We start from the raw sequence: 24,569 nt of genomic DNA on the forward strand, positions 1-24,569 counted from the left end.
TTAAAGGTCCGTCCCTCAAAAAACGAGCATAACCGCTGGAGAGTTATGCTCGTTTTTCTTTCATGCTTAAAATGAAGGAAGTTCACTAAGGTTATTCTCTTTTAATCCGTCCGGTTCACTTCGCAGTACATCCCTGCCATATCGATGAATCACATCGACATGTGCGATTTTTCCGGCTTTTGCTTCTTCTAGTGCAGTCAAATAATCCAGTTCCCTTCCGCTTTCGGTTTTGAAAGCGATAAGATCATTATCGTTATTTCTCCGTACGGCAATAATCTGTTCAGCGCCGGAAGAAAGTTCTTCAACCATCTCCGCCTTAGCCTGAACTTTTCCCTGTTGCTTATATTCTGCATAAATTTTTTCGAAGTTTTTTTCTTCCATTGAATTCACCTCCCGAACATATGTTTAGTATTTGCGTTATGACGTAGATTTATTATGTGCGCTTTAAATTGATCTCTATGTATGTTGCACGAAATGGGTCGGGTTATTTTGAGGAGGTTCGTCCATTTAATCACTTTCCATAATAGTTAATCAGCTAAAAAGAGTGCCAATCTTTCAGCACTCTAATCCCAAAATCATTTCAATTTTTCGAGAGAATCCATAAGCAATGCTTTCTGAATTTCCATGGCTTTAAGAGCATTTTCAAGATTCCTTTTGTAAACAGACAAAATGCTTTGTCCATACGTTGTTCCTGGTACAGCCCACTTACCATTTAAATCTGTCCAGTTTTTTGCAATCCCCCTGGTGACAAGTGAAAACCGTGGATCGACTAGTGGCGCTCCATTCGGGAGTGGTTTTGTGGTAGCATACGCGTATAGATGCTGAATATGTGCTAGCACGCCTTCTTCAGGTGTGGCGAATGACGCCCCATCTTTTCCAGGTCCGGTAGTCCCAATCCCTGCATAATTGTTTTGAGAAGGTTTAACTTGTCCTGTGAATCTGAAATAATTGGTTTCGTGTATGGCTTGAGCAAAAGCTATATCTCCGCGAATACCATATAGGTCCCCGTAATAGATGTAGAATTTCCCCAGCATTGGTGCAGAAGGATTCACGGTTTTAACAAAATCATCTAATTGCTGGGATTGGACAATAGATGGTCCAAGAATGGAATAGTCTATACCTGGTGGCTGCGGAGGCATAGTAGGCTTTGGCGGTTCTGTTGGTGGAGGTTCTGTCGGATTCGGAACTGCCCCCTCTGTTAAAATGAAGGCATCAATTCCGATACGACTTAGAGCTTTTACTTGATCTTCTGCATTATCCCGTTTGGAAAAAGCACCTATTTGAACTCTATAATAGGTTTTACCAGACACAACCACAGTATCAATAAAAGCTTCGAATGCTCCAGCTTTCAATTCTTTGACACGGTCTTCAGCATTCTTTCGTTCAGCAAATGAGCCTGCGATGACCTTGAAGAGCTGTTTGTTACCTGACTCTTTTGCTGGTAGCGCTAGAGCTTTGGCTACTCCTTTGGCAAGGGCAGTCCCTACTGATTGTCTGAAAGTTTCATCATTTAGAAGTGCAACGTCCTTCTGATTATCAACAAATAAAACTTCAACTAACACCGACGGCATTGTCGTTTCACGGAGCACATGAAAATTTGCTCTCTTCTTTCCCCTATCTGTTACATTATATGGTTTAACGGCTGCCATCACTTCATCGTGGATAATGCCTTGATATGATAAAGTTTCTGACGGCACGCTTCCATTGTAAACATAGCTTTCAAATCCAGTCCCTCCTCCCGCATTGTGGTGAATGGATAAATAAAAATCCAGATTCGAACGATTGGCAAGGTTGGATCTATCGGACAAGGATAAGGTTTGGTCACCAGTTCTAGTCATCAGTACATTCACATTGTATTTCGACACCAAAAAATCTTTGACAACAAGTGCCATCAAAAGATTGAATTTCTTTTCTTCATTTCCTTTATAAGTGGCACCTGGATCTGACCCTCCATGTCCTGGATCAATCATGATGGTTTTCAATTAACATCCTCCTAAGAGCTTGACATATAGTACTATATTCACATATGGACAAGCATGCTTGGACATTATCCTATCGGAACCACTTACCCATATAAAAAAAGGTTCCCCGCTAATGAGCAGGAAACACTTTTCTGTACGTACGTTTCTATTTTTATGGAGGGGACTTTCTTATAGGGTTCTTTTATCTTTATCTCTATTGTATTTCGAAATCCACGTTCTTATTCGCTTTTTTCATTATCATTGAATTACTTGACCGGCGGAGTTTCATACTGTGATCGCTTCAATTTTTTCAGTATGAATTGTTGATCTTATAACCATTGTTTCTTAATTCCTACATGGGGTCTGAGGGTCGCCCCAAACTGTGCAGTATGCTGATTCGAGAGGGAAGGAGATCCCAGATCAAAATTGGCATGAGTTACGGATGGACTCTGAAAAAGATATTGTAGTATTTTTCTTGCCAATGCATCACCTCCATAGAACACTTTATGTCGAAAGTGTCTGGATGGTGAGGACAAGCAACTCATTTTCATAAAAAATGGACAACTTTTTTCACCCTATAAAATCTTCAATAGATCAGATTCCTTTTTCTGAGCCCATAGCCGTTTACAATGGAGGAGATGAAAGTTTTCATCGAATTGAAGTTTATAAATATCAGGCTTAGATGTTCCTTTCCAAAAATCAAGACCATACTGATCAGAAAAGTATTTCATCGTACAGGTCATGATGAGCCCGTGAACCCCTATCGCAATCTTTTTACCTTTATGGGCTGAAATGATTTCCCTTAGAGCCTCAATCCCCCTTGCTTGCACTTCTATATTTGATTCTCCCCCAGGGTAGTGAAATAGCGGATGATCAAAAACATATTTAATAGCCTCTGAAGGATCTTCAAAATGATGATCTCTTGCAGCCAGGTCTCTTTCCCTGAAACGTTCATCTAAGATAATTTCTTTCTTTAGTTTCCTGGCAAGACCTTCGACGGTTTGTATGGCACGTGTATAGGGACTTGATATTATGTAGTCTATGTTTTCTTCCATCATTATTTCGGTGACTTCCTTTGCATCTTCCCATCCTTTTTTCGACAATCCCCTCGTTTCTTCATCCTCTAACGAGAATACTGAGTGTGCGTGTCTAACAAAATAAATTTCAGTTTCCATGGAATCCCCTCCAATTATTCACTTCATGCTCCTGTCTCTTTTAAAAATATCACTAATGGAGGTTGGTGAACGTAAGTATGTTAACTAAGGTCCGTCCCTCCCCTATTTCATAAATTTTAACATATTTTTCTATAAATGTTTGGAATAAAGAAGCAGATGATAAAAGGAGAACATTAATGACTGGAGGAATGAAATTGAAAAAGTTTGGGGTTCTTTTGTTCGTTGTCCTGATTTCCCTTTTTTCATTACCATTAATGCCTGAAGCCAAGCAGGATTCTTGTTTAAGTGAAGCGAGTATAATGGCACGGGAAGAAATGAGGACACTATGGACCGATCATGTCTTCTACACAAGGAATTATATCATTAGTGAAGTCGATGGGTTGGAGGATACTGATGTTGTACTGGCAAGGTTGCTTCAGAACCAAAAGGATATCGGGAATGCAATCAAACCCTACTATGGAGAAAAAGCAGGTGACAAATTAGCCGACTTATTAACCGAACATATAATACTGGCAGGAAAAATCGTAGGTGCTGCGAAAGGTGGCAAATCGGCTCAAGTAGAACAACTTAATAAAGAATGGTATCAAAATGCCGACGATATTGCCCGATTCTTATCAAGTGCCAATCCCTATTGGTCTGATAAGAAATTGAAAGATTTGCTATACATGCATCTACAGTTCGTTACCGATGAAGCAGTGGCAAGGATTAATAAAGATTGGAAAGCTAATATCAAAAGCTTTGATGAGGGGAAGGCGCATATCCTTCATTTGTCTGATGCCTTATCTGATGGAATATTGAAGCAGTTTCCTGAAAAGTTTTAACTAAAGGAGCTGGGAAGTCGGTCTTCCCAGCTCCTCTTTTCTATCTTATTCCTACCATTATCATTTCTCTTCCAAATCAATTTTTTTGATGACGCGGGCAGGATTACCACCGATCACTACATTGGATGGGACGTCTTTTGTAACAACAGCACCGGAAGCGATCACTACATTATCTCCTATATTCACTCCAGGATTAATGATAGCACCTCCGCCAATCCAGCAGTTGTCCCCGATAGTGACAGGCTTTCCAAATTCAGGTCCCTTGTTACGCTCGAAGGGGTGGACGGGATGAGTTGCTGTGTATATATGTACCCCAGGTGCCAGCATGCAATTTTCTCCGAAGCGGACTTCGCAAACATCTAATATCACACAGTCAAAATTAGCAAAGAACTTATCTCCTACGTGTATATTGTATCCATAATCACATCTAAAGTTTGGCTCTAGATAAACCGTCTCCCCCGTTGAACCGAATAGCTGTTTTATAGCAGCCACTCTTTCATCTCCCTCTTCTTCAGTTGTAAAATTCAATATCCGCGTTAAATAACGGGCTTTTTTCCTCTCTTCCATTAATTGAGGATCCCATGGTTCATAAAGTTCACCATCAAGCATTTTTTGTTTTTCAGTTTTCATGTTGACCTCCTTCTTTATTTGCTTCTTAAGTTAAATACTAACTTAAATATTACCCCAATGCGCAAACGATTGCATTGAAGATGCCTTACTTCTTCATCTGATCATTTTTAATCTCTTCACACGACTAATATTATGTGAAAATAAGCTATCTCTAGTGGTTGATTAGAGATAGCCCCATTATATCGACATAGCTTTTAACTCTTTAATCTTTCTTGTTAGAAGAATACCCGGCTTTATCAGGAACAAGGTGACTGTCTCCACGTTCCTGACAAATGCGGAGTGCGGTGGCATAAAGAAGCTGAACACCTTTTACAATATCATCCATCTCGGCAAACTCTAATGGATTATGACTGATGCCTTTTTCACAGCGGACGAAGATCATGCCATAATCACTGATATAGGACATGATCAAGGCATCATGGAATGGTCCGCTCATTAAGGTCGGAGAATAGAATCCAAGCTTTTCATCTTCTTCTCTCATGATTTCCTTGATCCAATCTGCACAGTACCTTGGTTCACTCCGTGTATCTTCTTTAATTTCGTATTTAAGATGGTACGTTTTAGTGGTTTCTTCAATTAATTGATATAGTTTACGCTCAAGTATTGTACGTGCTTGAACGTCGATATCCCGCAGGTCGATGGTGAACTCTACCTTTTCGGCAATGATATTCCTGGAATTTGGAAATACCTGCATGCTTCCGACAGTCCCTACCGTTGTGTTCGTTCCTTCTTTTTTGACCAGTTCATCAAACTTCCGGATGATTTGTGAAGCACCTACAAGAGCATCCTGCCTCATCGACATAGGTACGGATCCTGCATGCCCTGCAAATCCTTCAAGTGTTACCGTCAGCCATATCGGGCCAGAAATCCCAGAAACAATACCTACCGGCTTGTCTTTCCCTTCAAGTACCGGACCCTGTTCTATATGGAGCTCCAAAAAGGCTTCGATGTCTCCTTTCTTGTACACAGGACTTTCCGTCAAGTCCGTATCGACACCAAACTCTTTCAACGCCTCCCTCCTTGTCACTCCATTCTTGTCTTTTCGTTCGAGCTCCCCTTCTTCCAGCATCCCAGCTAAAGCTCTTACACCGAAGATTCCTTTGTTAAAACGGCTTCCTTCTTCATCGGAAAAACATATCACTTCAATGGTGCGTTCTGGGATGATACCATTGTCATTCATGCTGTGAACGACTTCAATTGCTCCAAGCGCTCCGACTGTTCCATCGAATCTTCCGCCGTATGGCTGGGAATCTATATGAGATCCAAGAATAAGGATTGGTTTGTTTTTATCCCGCCCCTCAAGCCTCCCAATGAGATTTCCAAACCCATCAATTCTGGGCGTTAATCCGGCATCTGCCATCCAGCCTTTTACCAGATCCACTCCCTGCCGATCTTCTTTTGAATGTGCCAGTCGGCAAACCCCTGTTTCTCCTATCTTCCCAATTTCAGCTAACTCTTCCAGATGACGTTCTAATCTTCCCCGATTAATTTTCATAGAATCACCCTTTGTTAACATATTTTAATACTTATTGACATTGTATAAGCTACTGCGTTCCTAATCATTAGACACATTGTCTATAAATCAAGGAAGGTTGAGCAGTAAGCTCTAAAGCTATGTATGATAATGTTCTCTGTTATGACTAGGTTCGATAGCTGTCGCGATTTATCCTTCACGTTTTCACAATTGACAAAAAAAAGAGAGGTTTTTCACCTCTCTTAATAATTTGCCGTTCTTTTTGACTGTTGCACTGAATAGATCAGTATTCCGAAAAATACGAGAACCGCTCCCAAAATCAAACCCAGTGAGACTGATGCTATGGAAAGCATCTTGAAAACGACACTCACAGCTACCACCATATAAAGGATCGCCAACATTCGTTTGACGATGACACTTGAGAACCGTTTTAGCTGGATGGATCCGATTGGTGTGCCGATCAGCGCGCCTATGATAAGAAGGATCCCGTGTCTATAGTCAAGTGACTCCCCTGTATACATAAAGGAGGCAATCCCAGATAATACGATGATCGAAGCAGCCGAAATACTGGTCCCGATCGCTTTATTCAGATCCAGTTTAAGCCACTTTGTAAGTAACGGTGTCATGACAAATCCCCCGCTGACTCCCATAAGTGAGGAAATCATTCCTGTGAATAGTCCAATGACCGGTGCCGCAAATGATCCTTTTGCTTGGGTATCTTCTTGACGTTTACTGAAGAACTGATAAGAAAACCAACTTAAGATGCCAATGTAAACTATTGATATAAAGGTAGATGCTCCATTTATGGAATCAAGCCATTTTACAAATGGTACAGTCATGACGGAGCCTATCACTCCTGACACCCCTAAGAGGACTGCCAATTTCTTATTGACGTTCTTTAATCGCAGATGTGAGACAGTACCTGTCACTGTTGACCCCAATGTAAGCATTAAAGAAAGTATGATGGCCTGACTGGGTTCATACCCCAGAACTAATAAAGTAGGAGTAAGGACGATTCCGCCTCCTATGCCAAAAAAACCGGAGATGATGCCAATGACGGCCCCACCTATCATAAATAATATCCATTCCATGTCGTACGTCACTTCCTTCATGTAACATTATACCTCGAGATTAGTTATAATAGAAATGAATAATGATAATATAGTCGATTACGTTTTATAATGGAGGGGGCATAATGCAACTGGACTGGATTCGGACGTTTGTTACACTCGCGCAACTTCAGCATTTCACTAAGACGAGTGAATACCTGAATTTATCGCAACCAACCGTCAGTGTTCATATCAAAAAATTAGAACAGAGCCTGGGAACGGCTCTTATCCATCGTTCCTCCACCAATCAGCAATTCGAGTTGACACCTGCTGGAGAGCAGGTGTTTGAGTATGGGAAAGAAATGATGGAGTTGTGGAGATCGATGGAACAGGTCAATCAGAAGAAAGAAGAAATCCAACTACGGATTGGCTCGACCCATACGGTCAGCGATGTTCTGCTACCGGACTTTGTTAAAAAAATAAAAGTTCTCAATCCTCAAGTCCGTTTACAATTGATGATCCATAATCACGAGACGATTGTAGAAGCCTTGAATTCGAATGAGCTCGACCTTGCACTTGTTGAGGGAACGAAGGGATTAGAGCCGTTTCATGTAGAGGTGATCAGTCGGGATGAACTCCGCTTCTTCGCGAGCAGCAGGATGAATCTTCACTCTTCTCCTTTCATATTGAGGGAACAAGGTTCAGGTACGAGGGAATATGCGGATGATTTCTTAAAATCGGAGCGCATCGTCCCGGTTGAAATCCTTGAAGCAAGCAGCCATTTCCTCATTAAGCAACTCGCTGTGAGGGGCCTTGGCATCGCATTTCTCTCGAGCTCCATGGTCAAAGAAGAAGTGATTCAAGGAAAACTCGTCCCAATCGAACCTTACGTCATCCACCGCCCCTTTTATGCCGTTCATCCTGAACACGTATCTTCACTATCCGTCATAAAAGAGCTGGTATCCTTGATTGATGATACGAATTAAATGGAGAGGGACCTCTTAAAGCAAGAATTGAAATAGTTTTTTCACACACTCAAGCAATACTTGATAGGAAATTCAATTATCAACAGATAGACTTAGATTATACTATTAAAACGAGGTGAGTATTTTGTTTGATATGACTAAGGTTGGGAAACAGATTGCACAATTTAGGAAGAACCAAAACATTACACAGATGGCGCTCGCTGATCAGCTTGGGGTCAGTTTCCAGGCGATCAGTAACTGGGAGCGGGGACAAACCATGCCGGATATATCCAAATTACCCGAACTAGCTAGAATATTCAGTATCAGCATTGATGATTTGTTAGGCAATAGTAAAGGGACAAAGCTGGTGAAAGATTTGGTTGATAATGAGTCTTTGGTTGAATCACATCCAATTGATAAGGATGAGTTGATTCATATTGCTCCTATTCTAAGTGAGGATATTGCAGACAGATTGTATCATAATGTAGATGGTGAGCTATCACTGGAGGATCTGGCATTGATTGCTCCTTATATTCATCAGAATTCAATTGATCAATTAGCCAACAGACAATTTAAAATGAATGGTCTTGCAGGATTGACCTCCATTGCCCCTTACATCAGTCAGGATAAGATTGACGATTGTGCCCGGAAAGAACTTGAGTCAAGAGGGATGGAAGGTTTGGCGCCTATGGCAGCATTCATTAGCTCAATGGTTATTGATGAGTGTGCCAAGAAGGAATTCGAAGCGAATGGAATAGTAGGTCTTGCCGCCCTTGCTCCGTTTATCAGTCAATCCGTTATAAATGAGTGTGCTCAGAAGGAGTTTCAATCGAATGGTTTAGATTCCTTATCTGCTATTGCCCCATTTATCAGTCAAGAAACATTAAGTCAATGTGCTAAAGAATCTTACCTTACGGATGGAATACATTCCATCGTTCCCATCGCCCCTTTCATTCAAAAAGAACTACTAAATGAACTTGCCATAGACGCCATCACCAAAAAAGGAATGAAGGAAATCATCCCGATCATGCCATACATCGACCACCACATCGTTGAGGAACAAATTATTAAATAAGAAAGAGGGACGGACCTCCAAATGGAGGTCCGTCCCTCTTTCTTATTTACCCGTTCGCTTCAGATCGATCAACCACCGCGGCTCCTACAATGTCGCCGGTTACGTTAGATGCCGTTCCACCCATTCCGATGATGGCATCGACTCCTGCAATGAGAGCAACGATTTCGAGTGGTAATCCAAACATCGTTAACACGGCCGATAATGTAACCAATCCTGCAGCTGGGACTCCTGACGTTCCAATGGATAGTAAAGTTCCAACCAAAACGATCATCAAGAGGTCTGTAACAGAAAGGTGTAAATTCGTGACGTTTGCCGCGAATACAATCGATACGCCCATCCTCAGGGCTCCCCCATCTGAATTAAAGATGGCCCCCAACGGTAATGCAAAATTCGCCGTTTTATCAGATATACCGGCCTTCTTGGCTGATTGAATGGCTACCGGTAGAGATGCAATACTGCTTGAAGTGAAAAAGGCAGTGCTGTATGCTTCTTTCGTCTTCTTGAAAAATGTGATAACCGGATTACCCGTCAGCTTTAAGAAGCCCGCATAAACTATAATCCAGAGTAAAAGAATTCCCAGGTAAAAGACTCCCACAAACTTTAAGAGAGATTGAATCGTGTCCCACCCCTGCTGACCAAATGTCGCAGCACTGATAGCAAGCACACCAATCGGCGCGTATGCCAGTACCCCTTTCAGGAGGATATAGAACATTTCATTGAAGGCAGTGAAAACATTATCCAGTAATTCACCGTATTCCCTCAGCTTACTTTCTTGAGAGAACTTCATCCAGGATATGGCTATCCCCATAATGATCGCAAGGAACATAATCGCCAGAGTATCGCCACCTGCAAAAGCCTGGAATAGATTATCAGGGATGATCTGGAGCAGTACATCTCCGAACTGTGGTACTTTTGGTTCCGCCACCTGGGCATTAGGAAGTTCTAAATTCGTACCTGGGTTGAAAAAAAACGCTAATCCAAGACCGATGAAGACCGCTGCTGCCGTGGTTGCTGCATAATATAGAATCAGCTTCCACCCCATCCGACCAAGCTGGGTCACACTCATCTTGTTCACCGCCTGCACTACAGTGAGGAAAATCACCGGGATGGCTATCAAGCTCAGAAGGTGAATGAGCACCGTTCCGAATGGCTTCAGAATTTCAGCATCTGACTTAAAGACGAGTCCAATGATGATCCCTAACAGGAACCCAACAGACATCTTCAAAACAAATGGGACTTTCATATATTGCTTCCATATGTATTTCATTTACACCTACGCCTTTACACATATTTTTTCAGACACCCATTATATCACTTTTACGGGAAGAGGGACGGACCTTCTTTTCGAGGTCCGTCCCTCCCTATTACTAAATTCAAATACAATCCCTTTCTTTGCCCCGCTTTTCTATTTCCCGTTTATATTCATCATAATTGCCACTGTAACTTTTTAATGTATGCTCTTCAACCGCGATGATTCTCTCAGCCATTCTGTTGATAAAATAACGGTCGTGGGAGATGAAGAAAATGGTACCGCTGAATTCGTCCAGGGCCTCCTCAATCGTTTCAATCGTATCAATATCAAGATGATTCGTCGGCTCATCCAAAATCAATAGATTGATATCCTGAAACAATAACATCGCAAGTTTTAATCTGACTCGCTCCCCTCCCGAAAGATGTTTCACTTTCTTGAATACACTTCCTTTATAAAACATGAACCTTGAAAGATATTCCCGCGCCTTCCCTTCTACTATGGAAATATCCTCCCTGAAAGTATCAAGGACGCTTGCTTCATCATTATTAAATAGTATCGTCTGAGGTAAATAGGCCGCATTGACATTTGCACCGAACTGGATTGTGCCTCCATCAGGAAGATCTTCACCTATAAGCATTTTCAGGAATGTGGATTTCCCACTCCCATTTGGACCCAGCATGGCGACTCTTTCTCCATAACGGACCATCACATCGGTTTTAGCAAAAATCAACTTATCGTCAAACTGTTTCGATAAACCAACGCCTTTAATGGCTTCTTTCCCTGATCTGCCTGAAGCTTTCAAGTCCAGATGTATGCTCCTACTTTCGAAATTGGGTTTATCGATAAGCTCCAACTTGGACAGTTTCTTTTGAACGCTTGCTGCCCTTTTAAAGAACTTCGTATTATCAGCCCTCAATGCCCAATCACGTAAACTCATCACTGTATGTTCCATGCGTTTGATTTTCTTTTGCTGTTCCTTAAAATGCTCATATTGGACTCTCAAATTCTCTTCTTTTTGAAGAATATATGATGTGTAATTCCCTTTATATGAAATCGATTTTTTATTCTCGATCTCTACAATATTTGTCACTACGTTATCTAAGAAATAGCGATCATGGGAGACAATGAGTACCATACCTTTATAGCTCTTCAGAAAGCCTTCCAGCCATTCAACCGATAACATATCAAGGTGATTCGTCGGTTCATCCAAGAGCAGGATGTCGGGCTGATGAATTAAAAGCTTCCCAAGCCCGACAGTGGTTTTCTCCCCGCCACTTAACAGGTCAAAGTCACGCTCCAGCAAGCTTTCTGTAAGTTGAAGCCCTGTACAGACCTTGCTTATTTTCTCTTCCTTCTCATAACCTCCCTTTACTTCAAATAATTGAATGAGTTCACTATATCGACTCAAAGCTTTATCAAGTTCATTCCCTTCCAACACGCTCATGTCATTTTCCAATTTACGCATTTCTACTTCTATTCGATCTACTTCTTCGAATGCTGAATACAGTACATCCCTAGCCTTCATTCCTTCTGGGTAGACAGGCGATTGTTCCAAATACGCACTGGTTGCCCCCTTTGACATGTGAATGAGACCTTCGTCATAACCGTAGCTTGAGGTTTGAGGGTATCCAGGATAATAATTCATCCGCTCAATACCGGCGATCAGTTTCATGATCGTACTCTTCCCGCATCCGTTCTCCCCGACGATTCCTACTTTGTCTCCTTGATATACTTCAAGAGAAACATCTTCTACGACGAGTGTCGCTTCCATATATTTTTTGATTCTATTTACTTTTAACTCCAACATATGCGTTCCTTCTTTCGTTCGAAATGAAGTTACGCTATTTATGGACAGGCCAAATAAAAGATTTACTCCTATTCATTTTTTACAATAAAAAAAGACCACAAGAAGGGTATTCCTTCTCACAGTCATGAATCATGATCAACATATAACCCATAAAGGGTCCACCACCGTCAATATAGTGCTGGCGGTGCTTAACCTTCATGAACATTTCATCTTGATATCAGGACAGTAAGCTTCCTTCTAATTGCCTGATTCCATAAAGAGCATAACAAATAAACCTATAATACACAGGCAATTTAAGCTCATTACAAAATCCTTATTAATTTAAAAAATCAAATTAATCAGCAATTAGTTGGTTCCATAAACTTACTATCCCTCCCCGCAACATTTTCATTATTATCTCATTATTAGATAAATTTGTAAATAGAGGGACGGACCTCTATTTTCACTTTAGAGGTCCGTCCCTCCACCAATTACTTCCCTAAAAAGCCGCCTTCGGATTTTATGAGTTGTCCTGTAATCCAGGCGGATTCTTCGCTGGCCAGGAAGCTGATCAGTTTTGCAGCGTCTTCCGGTTGGCCGATACGGCCGGTTGGAAATAGAGGTAGCAGATGTTCCCTTATTTCATCAGAGATCCAACCTGAATCTGTCGGTCCCGGATCTACCGAGTTCACTGTGATCCCGATAGGTGCAAGTCCAACTGATAATGGTTCTGTAATGGATATCAACATTCCTTTTGTAGCGATATAGGCTAGGTTATTGGGGTCCGGTCCTTTTGAAACCATATTGATGATCCGGCCGTGTGCCATTTTGGGGACAGCTTTTTCAAATCGTTTGGCAAACTCCGTTGTCAACAAAAGTGTCCCGCTGTTGTTTACTTGAAAATGTTTGTCCAGAATATCTTTATCCAACGTGGAATAACTTGCCGGAGCTTCGTACGTCGCGTTATTCACTAATATCGAAGGTGTACCTAGAATTTCTTCTACCTGATCCATTAAACGAGCGTGGGCTGTTCCTTCACCCAGGTCCAACTCCATATGGGCAGCCCGCACGCCATTTTTTTGCAGTTCCTTACTTAATTGATGAGGAAAGCCTGTATCTGCACCATTCCCAGTCATTTCATCAAATGAACTAAAATGGGTAAAGAAAATATCTGCTCCTGCAATGGCAAGTGATCGGCAAATTGCTGCTCCGATTCCCTTTGAACGGCTTGCTCCCGTAACGATGGCTATTTTACCTGTTAAATTGGTCATTTTAGTTTCCTCCTATTTCTAAAAGGAGAGGTCAACTGGCATTTAGAGTTTGGCGTTGATACATACCCAGCTTAAAGTCCTGATTTCTTAAGTACACGCCAGGCATTTTCTACATGCATTCCTTCAGTTTTGATCTCCACGAAGTCCTTTAACGGTTCCTCAGCTGAAGTCAAAGAAAAATCGCTTTCAAGATTTTTCCGATATGAAATTTCATCTTTCCACCCGGTTAAGACCAGGAATTGATTCACTTCTTGTTGAGAAAAAGCATATGTACCACCAATCAATCCTTGTGCAGCAGCCCTTCCTGAATTCCAGGTTGCTTCCTGAGTGTTGTCAGAATTCTCCTTCTTATCTTCTTCTCCCTGACCTACTGTCACGCGAATATATTGACTTTGACGTATGAGATCACTCATCTCCCCTGCCGAATTCAAAGCCGAGCCGAATCCCTCATACAATTGAACTTCTATAGAGGAATAAGTGCTTCCTTGAGCAGAATCGAAAAAAATCTCATCATGTGTTTTTTCCATAAATAAATCGTAGTCCTTGCGGGTTTCCCAAAATGCAAACACACAAGCAGTGAGGTTTGGATCATAGCGCCAGCCACCTAATTGTCCAATGAACCCCTTCACTGAATGTAGACGGCTCCATTGCTTTTGAGATTCAAAGAATAATTCTTTCTGATACTCTCTCACTCTGCAGGTAATTCTCTTGATCAACATATCCTCACCTTAAATATTTTCATAGATTTCTAATAAAGCACCCTCGGGATCGCGGAAATGAGCGACCCTCATGCCCCACTCAACTTTTTCCATGGGCATTGTGATAAATTCCACTTTTTCTTTCAGTTTTTCATACGCTTCCTCTACACTTTCTACTTCAAAAATCAATGCAACATGGTCGACAAGAGATGCATCTTGATTGTTTTCAGTACCCAGTGCATCCGTCATCTGTTTCCGTTCGAAAATACCTAAATGTGCCTGTCCGACTTTAAATTGTCCATACTTAGAGTCTTCATCTCCCCAGGATACCTCAAATCCCAAAACATCCTTGTAAAAAAGGAAGCATTTTCTATAATCCTTCACCAGTAACCGGGTATGTGTTAAATTCAAAACAAAAACCTCCTCTAACACTTTGCTACTACCAATTATTTCAAATTATCTTTTTGAAGACAATCATTTTCTTACAGGAAATTAGGAAAAAGGGCGAGCATTAAATCACTATACTCTATTTATGACATACATTAACTATATCAAAAAGAAAATCTGAAATTGGAGGAAGGAAATTGAGAAAAAAAAGTAGGGCTCAACACTATGTCAATCAGGGCATCCGATGCACACCAGAATTCCCTCCAAAGAGCTGTCATACATTTTATCCACCAGTTCCGATACCACAAACTCCCGGCATCCTTAAGACCACTACCTTTCAGTATGTCGCATATTCTGATGGAGCCAAAAGGAATTTCACTAATCAGGATCGTTCCGAGGAATATAGTACGTCCGGGATTCTTTGCCCACAACAAGTCTCGTATATGAATCTCTTTGTAAATGCCATGCTTCAGCCGCCATCTTTATATAAAGTAAGAGAGGGATTGCTCACACTGACTTCAGCGGACCTCCCTGCTGAAGGGGTACCGGTCATCTTACAATATATTTTAATTCATAGAGAATAGAAAAGAGCGATGACAAATCATCGCTCTTTAATCACTAAGTTTCAATAGTAGTAGAAGCGGTTGGTACGTAGTTGATCACCTCAAGCACAATCGAAGAATCCTGGATGATGGAACCTCCACCTGCCGGGACATCGATGGCTAAAGAACCGACCCCAGTTGCACCAGGTGTGTACGTATAAATCCCCTCCATCTGAAGTGCACCATTGATGTACAAATTCACATAACTGTTACTGGCAGCCAACGCAGGAAGAGCCGTCGCAGCAGCTCCAGTGTCTTCAAAGAAATCTGCTGCATCAATAGTCAACGTTGCACCTGCAGCCGTTTCAGCAGTGGTAACATTGAAGAACTTTGCAGTATCTGGTGAGACGGAAATGGTGGAAGTAGCAGTAGCCTGTATTTTCATTAGTTGCAGAGCCAAATCATTCCCCCCTTTCTTTAGTAAAATCGTATTACTCTATTAGTTATATGCTTGCTCTAGTAGAATGATTGGGATTTTGGAATAATTTGGTTAATACAGGTCATGGAATAACAAAAAGCCCAGTCTTTAGATACTGGACTTTTCAATACTTTAATAGAGGCGAAATGGAATTTAGAATTATTGTCAGTGTCTCATTATTGCCCCGTCCCGCCACCAGAGTCACGACCACCACCCATGGTGTAGTTTCTGTCTTCCCCTGGTTTCGCACCAGGATCTATCCCCGGGGTGTGCCAGTCGTTTCCTCTTCTTTTTCGTCTGATATCTATAACCAGTGCAAATAACAAGATCCCAACAATTAAAACAACGAACCACGTCATTACTATCTCCCCCTCATAGATCATATGTTGAAGATGGAAATGAAATGCAATCCTACTTATCTGACTAATTTATTCGATCTAAAAACTTTTGTACTGTTGAATTGAATTCATCCGGTTCATCAATATTTGCTGTATGCCCTGCATTCGGGAGTAAGCCGACCTCAATTTCCGGATTTGATTTTTTGATATAAGCAATGGATTCCACTTCATGCACATCATGACTTCCGTTCAAAACCAGTACTGGCCGTGTGAGTCTTTGTAAGTCCTCTTTTGTAACGGCGGGATAATGATAGGTCATTGTATGAAGTACTCTTTGAATCGTTTCCTTCCATTTACCCCCATGCAGTTGCAGAAAATGCTGTGCAATATCCTCGTCATTCTCTTCAATACGCAGGAAGTAATCATTCTGTTTCTCCATAATCTCATTCAACTCTTCAGGAATATGAGGTGAGTAACCAGTCAGAATGACCCCCTTCACAAGTTCCGGCTTACGTAAAGCGATATGTATGGCCAGCGATGCTCCCAGTGACAACCCCAAAATATAACCTTCACCTTTTTCCTCTATAATTGAATATAGATAATGAAGGGTATCTTCAATGTAGTTATCGGAAGGCTCTGTTGTTGAATCCCCATGTCCCGGCAAATCAAGTAGTACAAGCTCGTAGCGATCTTCAAAGTATGCAATCTGATTTGAGAAGTGCGTACGTGCCGTGCCCATAAAACCGTGAAGCATATATATTTTTTCCATTGTCATCCCCCTGATTCTCCTCTTCCACAGCCATCCTTAATGCTCCTGAAAGGTTTTCCTGAATCCATAAAACGGTCTGTATCCTTTTTGTTCATAATACGTATGGGAGGTGCTGCTAGCGAGCATCTCTATTCTCGTATCCGGATATAACCCATGTACGTACTGCAGGAGTGCGTCACCAATTCCCTTCGCACGGAACTCCCGATGGATCAGTAATTCACAGATAAAAAGGGTGATGGATTGGTCGGTCAATCCCCTGATATAGGCAATGATTTCTCCTTCATGTAATGCCACAAAGGCGATAGTAGAGTTGTTCCAGGCATTTTTTGTACTATCTTTCTTCTCCACCAGGTTATTCCACTGTTCGTCTGAGTTAAGATGATGAATATAATTAAAGTCTTCTTCTCTATATTCTCGTATTTCGATGATTACATTATCTTTCACGCTTATTTCCATTTCGACATTCCTCCCATTCCGCTTCTAATAATTCCGTAAGTCCGCCATTCATCGCTTTGGAAAGATTCACCCATATGACTGCACCCATTGGATGCTTGTAACGAAAAGGTTTATCAAATATCGAAGGCTGATCCAACACCCATGCATATGTCCTTTTATAAGGAAGCGAGAGCGCTTCCTGTCCATCTCCGCCATGCTTAATGGAATTCTCACGGTAATTATCCAACGTCAATTCTATACTGTCTTTGATTTCAACTGTTCCTATGACTGTCCCGGTGCCGCTCTTTATTAATCCGACGCGCCCCCTGACAGCCGTGTTAGAACCGCGTATCTCCCAGGTCTTTCCCCCTTTAAGAATATAATCGATCCATGGTGCTCTGATTATTAACCCTTTCATTGAATACTCCTTAACTTTTCATTCTGTGAACAGGATGATCGACTGGATTCCGAAACGATCTCCTGAATGTAATCCTTTATTCATTAATAGAGAAATCTCCAGTACTCTTCCACTTTAACATAATTATCCAATACCGATAATCCTTTTTGATGAAAAAGAAGCTAACCTTTGGATTAGCTTCCTGAACAGTACGATATAAGTTAATTCCAATCAACGACAGGCTTATCAGTCTGAACCCTGATCCCCAGTTCTTCTGCAGCGGCAAAAATCAATTCTTTTCTGAAATAGTAACTGATATGATGCACGATTTTCCCGTTCTCCACTTCCTGGTATTGTATGTCATGGATTTCAGGACCTTTCTCGCCATCTGTTAGCTTGACGATAACATTACGTCCCCATAAACTGTATTCCACAGCCCTCATAACTGGAAGTCCATATTTCATTGAACCGGAGCGCATCTCTTCTTTGTTGAATTCCTGGAAACCGAGGGCGGCATCATTTTGTGCTTCTTCACTGATCAATGCCATCACAGCGTCAATATCCCCATCATTCATAGCTTTCAGGTATGCCTTGATGATCGGGTGAGTTTCAGGTTGAGTCTGTTGACTTCTGCTTTCACGAACATCAATCGTTTTCAGTTTTTCCTTTATACGACGGACCGCAGCGTAGACCCCTCCTGGTGTTGTCCTCACCATGCCAGCCACTTCCCTCGCATCGAACCTGAATACCTCCCTCAACAGGAAGACCGCGACCTGCCGGGGATAAAAATGGTTAAATAGGATGTGTAAAGCTTCTTCTGCTTCCAGATCATCTTTTGGGGTATCTTGAAGGAATTCATCTTCTTCAAGGAGACCCAGATGCCTTTTTTCTTTTCTACACCGGTCAATCCATGTGGTTGTGGCCATACGGTATAAATAGGCTTTCGGGTTTGTGGGATGCCAACGCTGGTAGTAGCCTCCGAACGCTTTTAACATCGTATCCTGAAATAAATCTTCCCCATCCCACGGTGACCCCGTTAAATATCGGCAATACTTCCATAATCCTTCTTTAAATTCTTCCATCATGGATTGAAACTCACTCGCCAATTCCCTGTTTTTTTCCGTGAACGATTCTTCTATCGTTTCCCGCATTTTCATCCCCCTCTATATTTTTCTAGTTCATATGTAAAACGTTTAACCACTGCCAAATTATACGGGCAGGACAATAAAAGTGAAAAATATTTAGATTTTTCACTTTTCATTTTACTATATTATTCAATTTGCATAATCATAAAAATTGGATATTACCTGGTAAGAGAAACTAATCTTTCCGTTCATTTCCCCTCTTGAAATTCCCTGTCACTTTTGCCATTATTAACTGTTTGTTTTTTTCATCGTAAGTATCTTGTATTCTTTTCAAGAATTTTTCCGCGTCTTTCCCCTTCAAAATTTTCACTTACTTCCCCTCATAACCAATAAATACGCTTAGATCTTTATTGACCTGGTAGTGAAAAGGCATTTCATCCAGGCGGTTCCTTTTATCGATATTGCCCATCGTTCATCTCAACTTCCTTTCATAGTTGTTCATGCTGTCTTCTTTTGTGAGCCTGCCACGTTCGGATCACACTTGGTACACCGGCGGACATGCTCACCATAAAACTCCACATGACGTACATCCACTCACCGGTGTACAGTGCTACACAAATAAAAAACAACAATTGACCCAAAAGGGCTAACCACGAAGCGACCCATGCTATAGTCAGATTTTCTTTCAAGCCAGATCCTCCTCAAAATGAATATAATTGTTGAGCAATTTTTAGAAATGTATCATTCTAAATAATCGATTTAAGAAGCAACCACAATAATAATCGTGATTGCTTCTAAATCCATTAATTCATGACCCATTTATCCTTCAAGAACAGCACTCTTCCAATCATAAAGATGATAATCATAATCACCAGGTTGCTTCCGATCGTAATGGCGATGTGCTGATAATCCACCACACCCATCAACAACTCTTTAAATTGGCTGAAGAGGTTCAGAATCGGGATGGCGAAATGTTTAAAGGTCAGCTCGTTCAGTCCGACATTTGTGATGAACATGCCTGGGAACGCAGCAAGCATCATGATCGGTGCGCTGTAACTGCCTGCTTCCTTGACGGTCTTTCCTAGAATGCTTGTGATCATCTGCAGGGAAGCAATAAATACGGCATACACAACGGTAAGTAGGAGGGAAATCCCGACAATTTGATAAACATTCTCACCGAAGGATACTGCTTTTTTCAGGTTTTCTGTAAATAAACTGATTTCAACTGTGAGAACAATGAGGGTGACAAGTCCTGTGATGACCCCGACAGAAGCAATGGTCAACCACTTAGAAAGCATTAATGTGGAACGTTTGACAGGTGTCATGAGCAATGCTTCCATCGTTTTTTTCTCTTTTTCCCCTGCGAATAAGTCTGCAGCTGATGGAGCGGTTCCCACTCCTATGGATATTGCCAGGATAAGAGGTACAAGGAAGGATAGCAGGAATATGCTTCCCTCATCATCCGAGACTTCCTGCTGTTTAATAGTGAACGGCTGAATGATGGCAAGGTCCGTCCCTTCTGCTCTTAATCTCTCTGAAGTAACTTCTTTTTCATAGGCGGTTAGGGCGTTTGTAGCCGCATTCATAAGATTGCTTGAATTCTGGCTGAAGGAATCCCCGATTAAAGTGATCTCGGCTTCCGTTCCTTCATCGATACTTTGAATAAAATCCGTGCTTACAATCATGGCGGCAAGTGCTTCTCCCTCTTCAACAGCTTTTCTCGGGTTGTCTGATTTAACAAGCTCAATATTTTCGAATCCTGAGAATATTTCCGAGAGTTCACGACTGATGGAAGTGTCCACTGCAAGGGCATAGGATTCCCCTTCTCCTCCTGAAACCATATTCTCATAGAAAAATACAAGTCCACTCATCATAAATAACGGAAGGAAGACGGTGAGCAGAAGAGTTCTGCGGTCTCTGAAACTGTCTTTCAATTCTTTCAGATAGATATTAAGAAGCATAGTGCTCATCCCCTCTCACCAATTTACTCATAAAGATATAATTAAGATCCCTGCTCTTTTCAGTCTTGTATAATTCTTCAATATCGCCTTGGTACACCAATTCCCCTTTATGCATCATGGCCACTTTGTCACATAGCATGGATACTTCCTCCATGATGTGGCTGGAGAAGAGGATGGTCTTCCCTTCACGCTTCAGCTGATGGACAAGCTGGCGAAAGACATTTGAAGATGTGATGTCTAGACCTGTCGTCGGTTCATCAAACAAGATGATATCTGGATTATGGATCAATGTCCTTGCAATAGCGACCTTCTGACGCATCCCTTTGGAAAATCCACCTACCCGCCTGTCAAGATAATCCCTCATTCCGAACATCCTCGACAGATCATCGATCCTCACTTTCGTTTCATGCTTGCTCAAGCCGTATAGGCGAGCGAGGTATTGCAGGTTTTCCCTTGCAGATAAACGGTCATATAAACCCGTTTCCCCTCCAAATAAGACACCGATCTTCGTTTTGATTTTGTTGGGATTTTCAATGGTATCGTAACCTGCAACTTCTATCGTGCCCTCTGTAGGTGTCAGTAAAGTTGCAATTGCCCTTAGAAGCGTGGTCTTTCCTGCACCATTTTCACCGAGCAGCCCGACCACTTCCCCTTTCTGAACGGAAAGAGAGACATGTTTTAATGCGGTTATATAGTTCTTTTTATCCTTAAACGTCTTTGTCACTTCACGAATATGAATCAATACAATCACCTCAATAATGTTTAATATGTTTTTATCATACAAATGAATTGGGGGAGAATCTTTACTTATGTCGTGAAAAGTCCATTTCTTGTCGTGAAAATGCCAAATTCTTCTTTAAAAATGGTAAAATGAAGTAGAATGATAGAAATGTGAGGGGAATGGAAATGAAGATTGGTCTCGTAGACGATCGAATGATCGATTTAGATAAGTTAAACGGCATCGTTTCCCGGGCACAGGGTGTGGAAATCGTCTTTTCCACCACCTCAGCCGAGGAAGCCTATGACCAAATCAAGAAAGAAACCATCGACGTTCTGATCGCGGATATTGAGATGCCCCACCTATCTGGATATGAACTGGCGGATATCATCCACTCTCACGCTCTCAATATTTCGGTCATTTTCGTAACAGCAAACAGTGGATATGCTGTCCACGCCTTCGAGTTGAACGTCCATGACTACATCATGAAGCCGTATACAAATGACCGCCTGATGAAATCCATCGAGCGTCTAATGGAAAAGTCGAAGGCGGCTGAACTGAAAGGACGCCTCTATTTAAAACAAAAAAATGATATACATATCGTACAAAAGAAAGATATCGTCTTCATTGAAAGATCCGGCCGATCCACGACGATTTATACGAAAGAAGAAAGAATCAAAACCTATTTAACGTTGAATGAATTAGAAGGAGAACTGCGTGAAAGAGATTTTATCCGTTCCCATCGCTCCTTCATCATCAACATACACTATGTGAAGAATTTCTCCCTTTATGCGAAAAATTCATATATCATCACGTTTGAAGGTCTCGATGCACAGGCCATGATCACAAAGGAAAAAGTAGAGTACCTGCAACAACATTATTTCTAAAGGGTGAAGCCGCATTGAAACGAATGATTATCTATTGGTTCGTACTATCGTTAATCGGATTTATACATATTGAACAAATACTTATGAATTTATCTTGGCAATTGCCATACTATCTCACTTACCCGGTTATTCTCATCATTTCTTATCTTCTCATTAAAAAAATGATGATCCATACGATCGATATCACACAAAAATGGCACATCCTGCTCTCATTAACCCAACTATTATTGTTACTTACCTATATTCCCATGAAACCATCGTTGCTGATGGTAGCAATATTCTTGATCTTTATAGGAATCGAAATTGCCAGATGGGATGTAGCAATGAAAATGAATCTGCTAATAAATGACCAAAAGCAATATGAAGAGGAGCGCTCTCACCTTACAGAGACGTTCCGGATAGTCCGTAGTGAACGCCATGATTTCCTTAAGCATGTGGCTTCCATTCACTACATGCTGGAAAACCATCACCACGAAGAAGCAGCCGCCTATCTGGATGACCTCGTGGATGGTTATGAAGAAACCAACCTATCCATTAAAGGAGAACGGGGCAGTGTAGCGGGCATCCTCCAGGAAATGTACAATCGTGGGAAGGCTTCGGGGGTGACGATGATCTACGATGCAGACATGCCATTTTCTACCCTTCCAATGAAAGATAAACATATCGTCACACTGCTTGGGAATCTGTTATCAAATAGCATTGAAGCTTCCACCGAGTGGAAAATACATTCCGGTAAGCAGGCAAACGTTAGCCTGCAGTTCTATAAGAGAAGTGGGCTGTATATGATTATTTGCCAGAATCCTTCCTTGCCAATTCCAACGCCAATCCTTGACCGTCTATATCAAAGTTTCGGTCAAACGACAAAAAATAAGCACGAAGGCCTTGGGACAAAAATCATCCACGATACTGTCCATGACTACATGGGTTCTCTCGACTTCACGTATAAGGAAGAAGAGTTTACAGTAAAAATCAAGATTCCTGCAATTCATCAAGGAAAAATAGAAGAAAGCTCAGAATAACTCTGAGCTTTCAATAGTAAAATCTATGATTATATTATATTGAGAGAATGAATAGATTAACATCCCTTTTAGAAACTATACTATTTATTAATCTTCATGGGTTCATTCTGAAACTGAAGCCCTTTCTCGATACTAGCAATATCACAAAGTGGTACAAAACTTGTTGTACCTGGAACAAGAAGGTCATCGATTTCAACTACACTATTTTTCAAACTTCTAAATCTCCCAACGAAAATACCTGCTGATGCCTCTCCAAATATAGTAATCCCAATGGTGTCCCCACAACGAAATTGATCCATAATAGTCTTCTCTAAACCAATAACACAACAATTGCATGTATCTACTTGTAGATGGTCACTATGATCATCATGCTTGTACGGATTACATTTGTTGCAATTATTGTCACTATATTTTCTATTCACACTTTCCCTCCTTTCTAATCGAAGGATACACTAGTATATGAAATGTTAAGTAGGAAAGTATGGGCATAGCAATCAAGTCTATGAAAATGTGCTCAACACATAACAATCTTCAACAGATTCTCTATCATTCGTAGTGTATTTTAATCACATGCATCAAACACATCCAAACGTTTCTACTAATAACATGTGGGGAATATTATTGTGAACGATTAGAGAGGAGGAACTTCAATGATTGGAGCATCCGGAGTTGTATTTTATATTTTCATTCCACTAATCATTATTGCAGGCATTATCGGAATAACAATTGGTTACTTTAGAAAAAAAGCGAGAAAAAATAGAAATTTTTAAAAACCGACATACAAACAAGGCTCAGTATTTGTTCTGAGCCTTTCTTAATATTTACTTATATTTCTTAATTTGATATATCGATCGCTCCTTTTCTGAAGTATTTTAGAATACATTCATTCATTTTTCTGTATCATAAGGAGGTTCTTATTTCACTTCGCTGAATTATTATCTACCGATGTCCCTGTTTACGTGCCTTAATGTAACCATAATACGCACATGTTCCATTTTCCTTTAAGTCTTTCACCTCGAATCCACACATTTCATAGAATTTGAAATTGTTCGCAGAGGTATGAGCGAACCAATCTCCATGAGGCAATTTACCGACACAGAGCTGAACAAGTTTCTTTCCTATCCCCCTCCCCCGATAATTAGATAGAACCACTAAATCCATTATATTGGCTGCCATGATCTTGTCTGAAATCACCCTTACCATCCCAATCATCTCGTTCTGATCCCAAACAGTGAAGGCCCATGTCGAATTCGTAAAGATCAAAGAAAACTTTTCTTTCTGCCATGCTGGAATATTCCTTGACCAACCTGCATCTTTAAACAGCGCTTCCACTGAATGAGCAGGAACCCCTTCTGTCCCTTCCCTGATGATCAATCCATTGAAATACTGATACAAA

At 41.1% G+C, this 24,569-nt stretch carries 27 protein-coding genes and 1 pseudogene; 6 read left to right on the top strand and 22 right to left on the bottom strand.

The genetic code is table 11. The features are described from left to right. Positions 1 to 66: 66 nt before the first annotated feature. The 3 genes from SLH55_RS08565 to SLH55_RS08575 form a co-directional block, all read right to left on the bottom strand. Positions 67 to 381 (bottom strand): DUF3892 domain-containing protein, encoded by a 315-nt coding sequence (locus SLH55_RS08565; protein ID WP_320323190.1) that lies wholly within the window; start codon positions 379 to 381, stop codon positions 67 to 69. A 194-nt stretch (positions 382 to 575) separates the two neighbouring features. Next, positions 576 to 1,982 carry an N-acetylmuramoyl-L-alanine amidase gene (locus SLH55_RS08570; RefSeq protein WP_320323191.1) on the bottom strand — a complete coding sequence of 469 codons (1,407 nt, stop codon included), beginning with the start codon at positions 1,980 to 1,982 and terminating at the stop codon, positions 576 to 578. A gap of 554 nt (positions 1,983 to 2,536) precedes the next feature. Beyond that, positions 2,537 to 3,136, bottom strand: coding sequence for a histidine phosphatase family protein (locus tag SLH55_RS08575; RefSeq protein ID WP_320323192.1), 600 nt, complete (start codon positions 3,134 to 3,136; stop codon positions 2,537 to 2,539). Positions 3,137 to 3,324: 188 nt separating this feature from the next. On the opposite strand from SLH55_RS08575, the gene SLH55_RS08580 reads away from it, so the two are divergent. Then, positions 3,325 to 3,957 carry a glycosyltransferase gene (locus SLH55_RS08580; RefSeq protein ID WP_320323291.1) on the top strand — a complete coding sequence of 211 codons (633 nt, stop codon included), beginning with the start codon at positions 3,325 to 3,327 and terminating at the stop codon, positions 3,955 to 3,957. Positions 3,958 to 4,017: 60 nt separating this feature from the next. Here SLH55_RS08580 and SLH55_RS08585 read toward each other — a convergent pair whose 3' ends face one another. From SLH55_RS08585 to SLH55_RS08595, 3 genes are all read right to left on the bottom strand, one after another. Next, entirely contained in the window at positions 4,018 to 4,587 is a 570-nt protein-coding gene (locus SLH55_RS08585) for a sugar O-acetyltransferase (RefSeq protein WP_320323193.1), read from the bottom strand. 202 nt (positions 4,588 to 4,789) lie between these two features. Continuing rightward, positions 4,790 to 6,082 (bottom strand): M20 family metallo-hydrolase, encoded by a 1,293-nt coding sequence (locus SLH55_RS08590; RefSeq protein WP_320323194.1) that lies wholly within the window; start codon positions 6,080 to 6,082, stop codon positions 4,790 to 4,792. Between the two features lie 221 nt (positions 6,083 to 6,303). Next, complete coding sequence (locus SLH55_RS08595; protein WP_320323195.1) at positions 6,304 to 7,173, bottom strand: sulfite exporter TauE/SafE family protein; 870 nt, start codon at positions 7,171 to 7,173, stop codon at positions 6,304 to 6,306. Positions 7,174 to 7,256: 83 nt separating this feature from the next. Here SLH55_RS08595 and SLH55_RS08600 point away from each other — a divergent pair, with 83 nt between their 5' ends. Together SLH55_RS08600 and SLH55_RS08605 are read left to right on the top strand one after the other, a co-directional pair. After that, the gene (locus SLH55_RS08600; protein WP_320323196.1) at positions 7,257 to 8,096 is read left to right on the top strand and encodes a LysR family transcriptional regulator; all 840 of its coding nucleotides are present in this window, start codon (positions 7,257 to 7,259) and stop codon (positions 8,094 to 8,096) included. Positions 8,097 to 8,229: 133 nt separating this feature from the next. Further along, positions 8,230 to 9,150: a helix-turn-helix transcriptional regulator gene (locus tag SLH55_RS08605; RefSeq protein ID WP_320323292.1), complete on the top strand. Its 921-nt coding sequence runs from the start codon at positions 8,230 to 8,232 to the stop codon at positions 9,148 to 9,150. A 46-nt stretch (positions 9,151 to 9,196) separates the two neighbouring features. Here the strand turns inward: SLH55_RS08605 and SLH55_RS08610 are convergent, their stop codons facing one another. The 5 genes from SLH55_RS08610 to SLH55_RS08630 form a co-directional block, all read right to left on the bottom strand. Further along, on the bottom strand, positions 9,197 to 10,417 hold the full coding sequence (locus SLH55_RS08610; RefSeq protein ID WP_320323197.1) for a dicarboxylate/amino acid:cation symporter: 1,221 nt from the start codon (positions 10,415 to 10,417) through the stop codon (positions 9,197 to 9,199). Positions 10,418 to 10,523: 106 nt separating this feature from the next. Then, positions 10,524 to 12,209 (bottom strand): ribosomal protection-like ABC-F family protein, encoded by a 1,686-nt coding sequence (gene abc-f, locus SLH55_RS08615; RefSeq protein ID WP_320323198.1) that lies wholly within the window; start codon positions 12,207 to 12,209, stop codon positions 10,524 to 10,526. A 470-nt stretch (positions 12,210 to 12,679) separates the two neighbouring features. Continuing rightward, on the bottom strand, positions 12,680 to 13,459 hold the full coding sequence (locus SLH55_RS08620) for an SDR family oxidoreductase (protein WP_320323199.1): 780 nt from the start codon (positions 13,457 to 13,459) through the stop codon (positions 12,680 to 12,682). Positions 13,460 to 13,530: 71 nt separating this feature from the next. Beyond that, positions 13,531 to 14,175, bottom strand: coding sequence for a DUF4937 domain-containing protein (locus tag SLH55_RS08625; RefSeq protein ID WP_320323200.1), 645 nt, complete (start codon positions 14,173 to 14,175; stop codon positions 13,531 to 13,533). A gap of 12 nt (positions 14,176 to 14,187) precedes the next feature. Beyond that, complete coding sequence (locus SLH55_RS08630; RefSeq protein ID WP_226673805.1) at positions 14,188 to 14,568, bottom strand: VOC family protein; 381 nt, start codon at positions 14,566 to 14,568, stop codon at positions 14,188 to 14,190. Positions 14,569 to 14,741: 173 nt separating this feature from the next. Here SLH55_RS08630 and SLH55_RS08635 point away from each other — a divergent pair, with 173 nt between their 5' ends. Beyond that, positions 14,742 to 15,128 (top strand): DUF4183 domain-containing protein, encoded by a 387-nt coding sequence (locus tag SLH55_RS08635; protein ID WP_226673806.1) that lies wholly within the window; start codon positions 14,742 to 14,744, stop codon positions 15,126 to 15,128. Between the two features lie 34 nt (positions 15,129 to 15,162). Here SLH55_RS08635 and SLH55_RS08640 read toward each other — a convergent pair whose 3' ends face one another. From SLH55_RS08640 to SLH55_RS08680, 9 genes and pseudogenes are all read right to left on the bottom strand, one after another. Further along, complete coding sequence (locus SLH55_RS08640; RefSeq protein WP_320323201.1) at positions 15,163 to 15,546, bottom strand: DUF4183 domain-containing protein; 384 nt, start codon at positions 15,544 to 15,546, stop codon at positions 15,163 to 15,165. 194 nt (positions 15,547 to 15,740) lie between these two features. Then, positions 15,741 to 15,923, bottom strand: coding sequence for a hypothetical protein (locus SLH55_RS08645; RefSeq protein ID WP_320323202.1), 183 nt, complete (start codon positions 15,921 to 15,923; stop codon positions 15,741 to 15,743). A 64-nt stretch (positions 15,924 to 15,987) separates the two neighbouring features. After that, on the bottom strand, positions 15,988 to 16,671 hold the full coding sequence (locus SLH55_RS08650) for an alpha/beta fold hydrolase (protein WP_320323203.1): 684 nt from the start codon (positions 16,669 to 16,671) through the stop codon (positions 15,988 to 15,990). 36 nt (positions 16,672 to 16,707) lie between these two features. After that, positions 16,708 to 17,127 (bottom strand): GNAT family N-acetyltransferase, encoded by a 420-nt coding sequence (locus SLH55_RS08655; RefSeq protein ID WP_320323204.1) that lies wholly within the window; start codon positions 17,125 to 17,127, stop codon positions 16,708 to 16,710. Further along, positions 17,105 to 17,524, bottom strand: coding sequence for an ASCH domain-containing protein (locus SLH55_RS08660; protein WP_320323205.1), 420 nt, complete (start codon positions 17,522 to 17,524; stop codon positions 17,105 to 17,107). Before SLH55_RS08660 ends, SLH55_RS08655 begins: the two co-directional genes overlap by 23 nt. Positions 17,525 to 17,724: 200 nt before the next feature. After that, the gene (locus tag SLH55_RS08665; protein ID WP_320323206.1) at positions 17,725 to 18,654 is read right to left on the bottom strand and encodes an RNA polymerase sigma factor; all 930 of its coding nucleotides are present in this window, start codon (positions 18,652 to 18,654) and stop codon (positions 17,725 to 17,727) included. Positions 18,655 to 18,823: 169 nt separating this feature from the next. Next, positions 18,824 to 19,057, bottom strand: a pseudogene (locus SLH55_RS08670) (hypothetical protein). A 334-nt stretch (positions 19,058 to 19,391) separates the two neighbouring features. Further along, positions 19,392 to 20,549 carry an ABC transporter permease gene (locus tag SLH55_RS08675; RefSeq protein WP_320323207.1) on the bottom strand — a complete coding sequence of 386 codons (1,158 nt, stop codon included), beginning with the start codon at positions 20,547 to 20,549 and terminating at the stop codon, positions 19,392 to 19,394. Then, positions 20,539 to 21,291, bottom strand: a complete 753-nt coding sequence (locus SLH55_RS08680; RefSeq protein WP_320323208.1) for an ABC transporter ATP-binding protein — start codon at positions 21,289 to 21,291, stop codon at positions 20,539 to 20,541. Before SLH55_RS08680 ends, SLH55_RS08675 begins: the two co-directional genes overlap by 11 nt. Before the next feature lie 164 nt (positions 21,292 to 21,455). On the opposite strand from SLH55_RS08680, the gene SLH55_RS08685 reads away from it, so the two are divergent. Then, entirely contained in the window at positions 21,456 to 22,154 is a 699-nt protein-coding gene (locus tag SLH55_RS08685) for a LytTR family DNA-binding domain-containing protein (protein ID WP_320323209.1), read from the top strand. Between the two features lie 23 nt (positions 22,155 to 22,177). Continuing rightward, positions 22,178 to 23,173: a sensor histidine kinase gene (locus SLH55_RS08690; RefSeq protein WP_320323293.1), complete on the top strand. Its 996-nt coding sequence runs from the start codon at positions 22,178 to 22,180 to the stop codon at positions 23,171 to 23,173. Between the two features lie 80 nt (positions 23,174 to 23,253). Here SLH55_RS08690 and SLH55_RS08695 read toward each other — a convergent pair whose 3' ends face one another. Both SLH55_RS08695 and SLH55_RS08700 read right to left on the bottom strand, forming a co-directional pair. Next, positions 23,254 to 23,595: a hypothetical protein gene (locus tag SLH55_RS08695; protein ID WP_219168653.1), complete on the bottom strand. Its 342-nt coding sequence runs from the start codon at positions 23,593 to 23,595 to the stop codon at positions 23,254 to 23,256. Positions 23,596 to 24,112: 517 nt separating this feature from the next. Continuing rightward, positions 24,113 to 24,568 (bottom strand): GNAT family N-acetyltransferase, encoded by a 456-nt coding sequence (locus SLH55_RS08700; protein WP_320323210.1) that lies wholly within the window; start codon positions 24,566 to 24,568, stop codon positions 24,113 to 24,115. Position 24,569 lies beyond the last annotated feature (1 nt).

It is taken from the genome of Rossellomorea sp. YZS02 (genome assembly GCF_033963925.1).
GTDB lineage: Bacteria > Bacillota > Bacilli > Bacillales > Bacillaceae_B > Rossellomorea.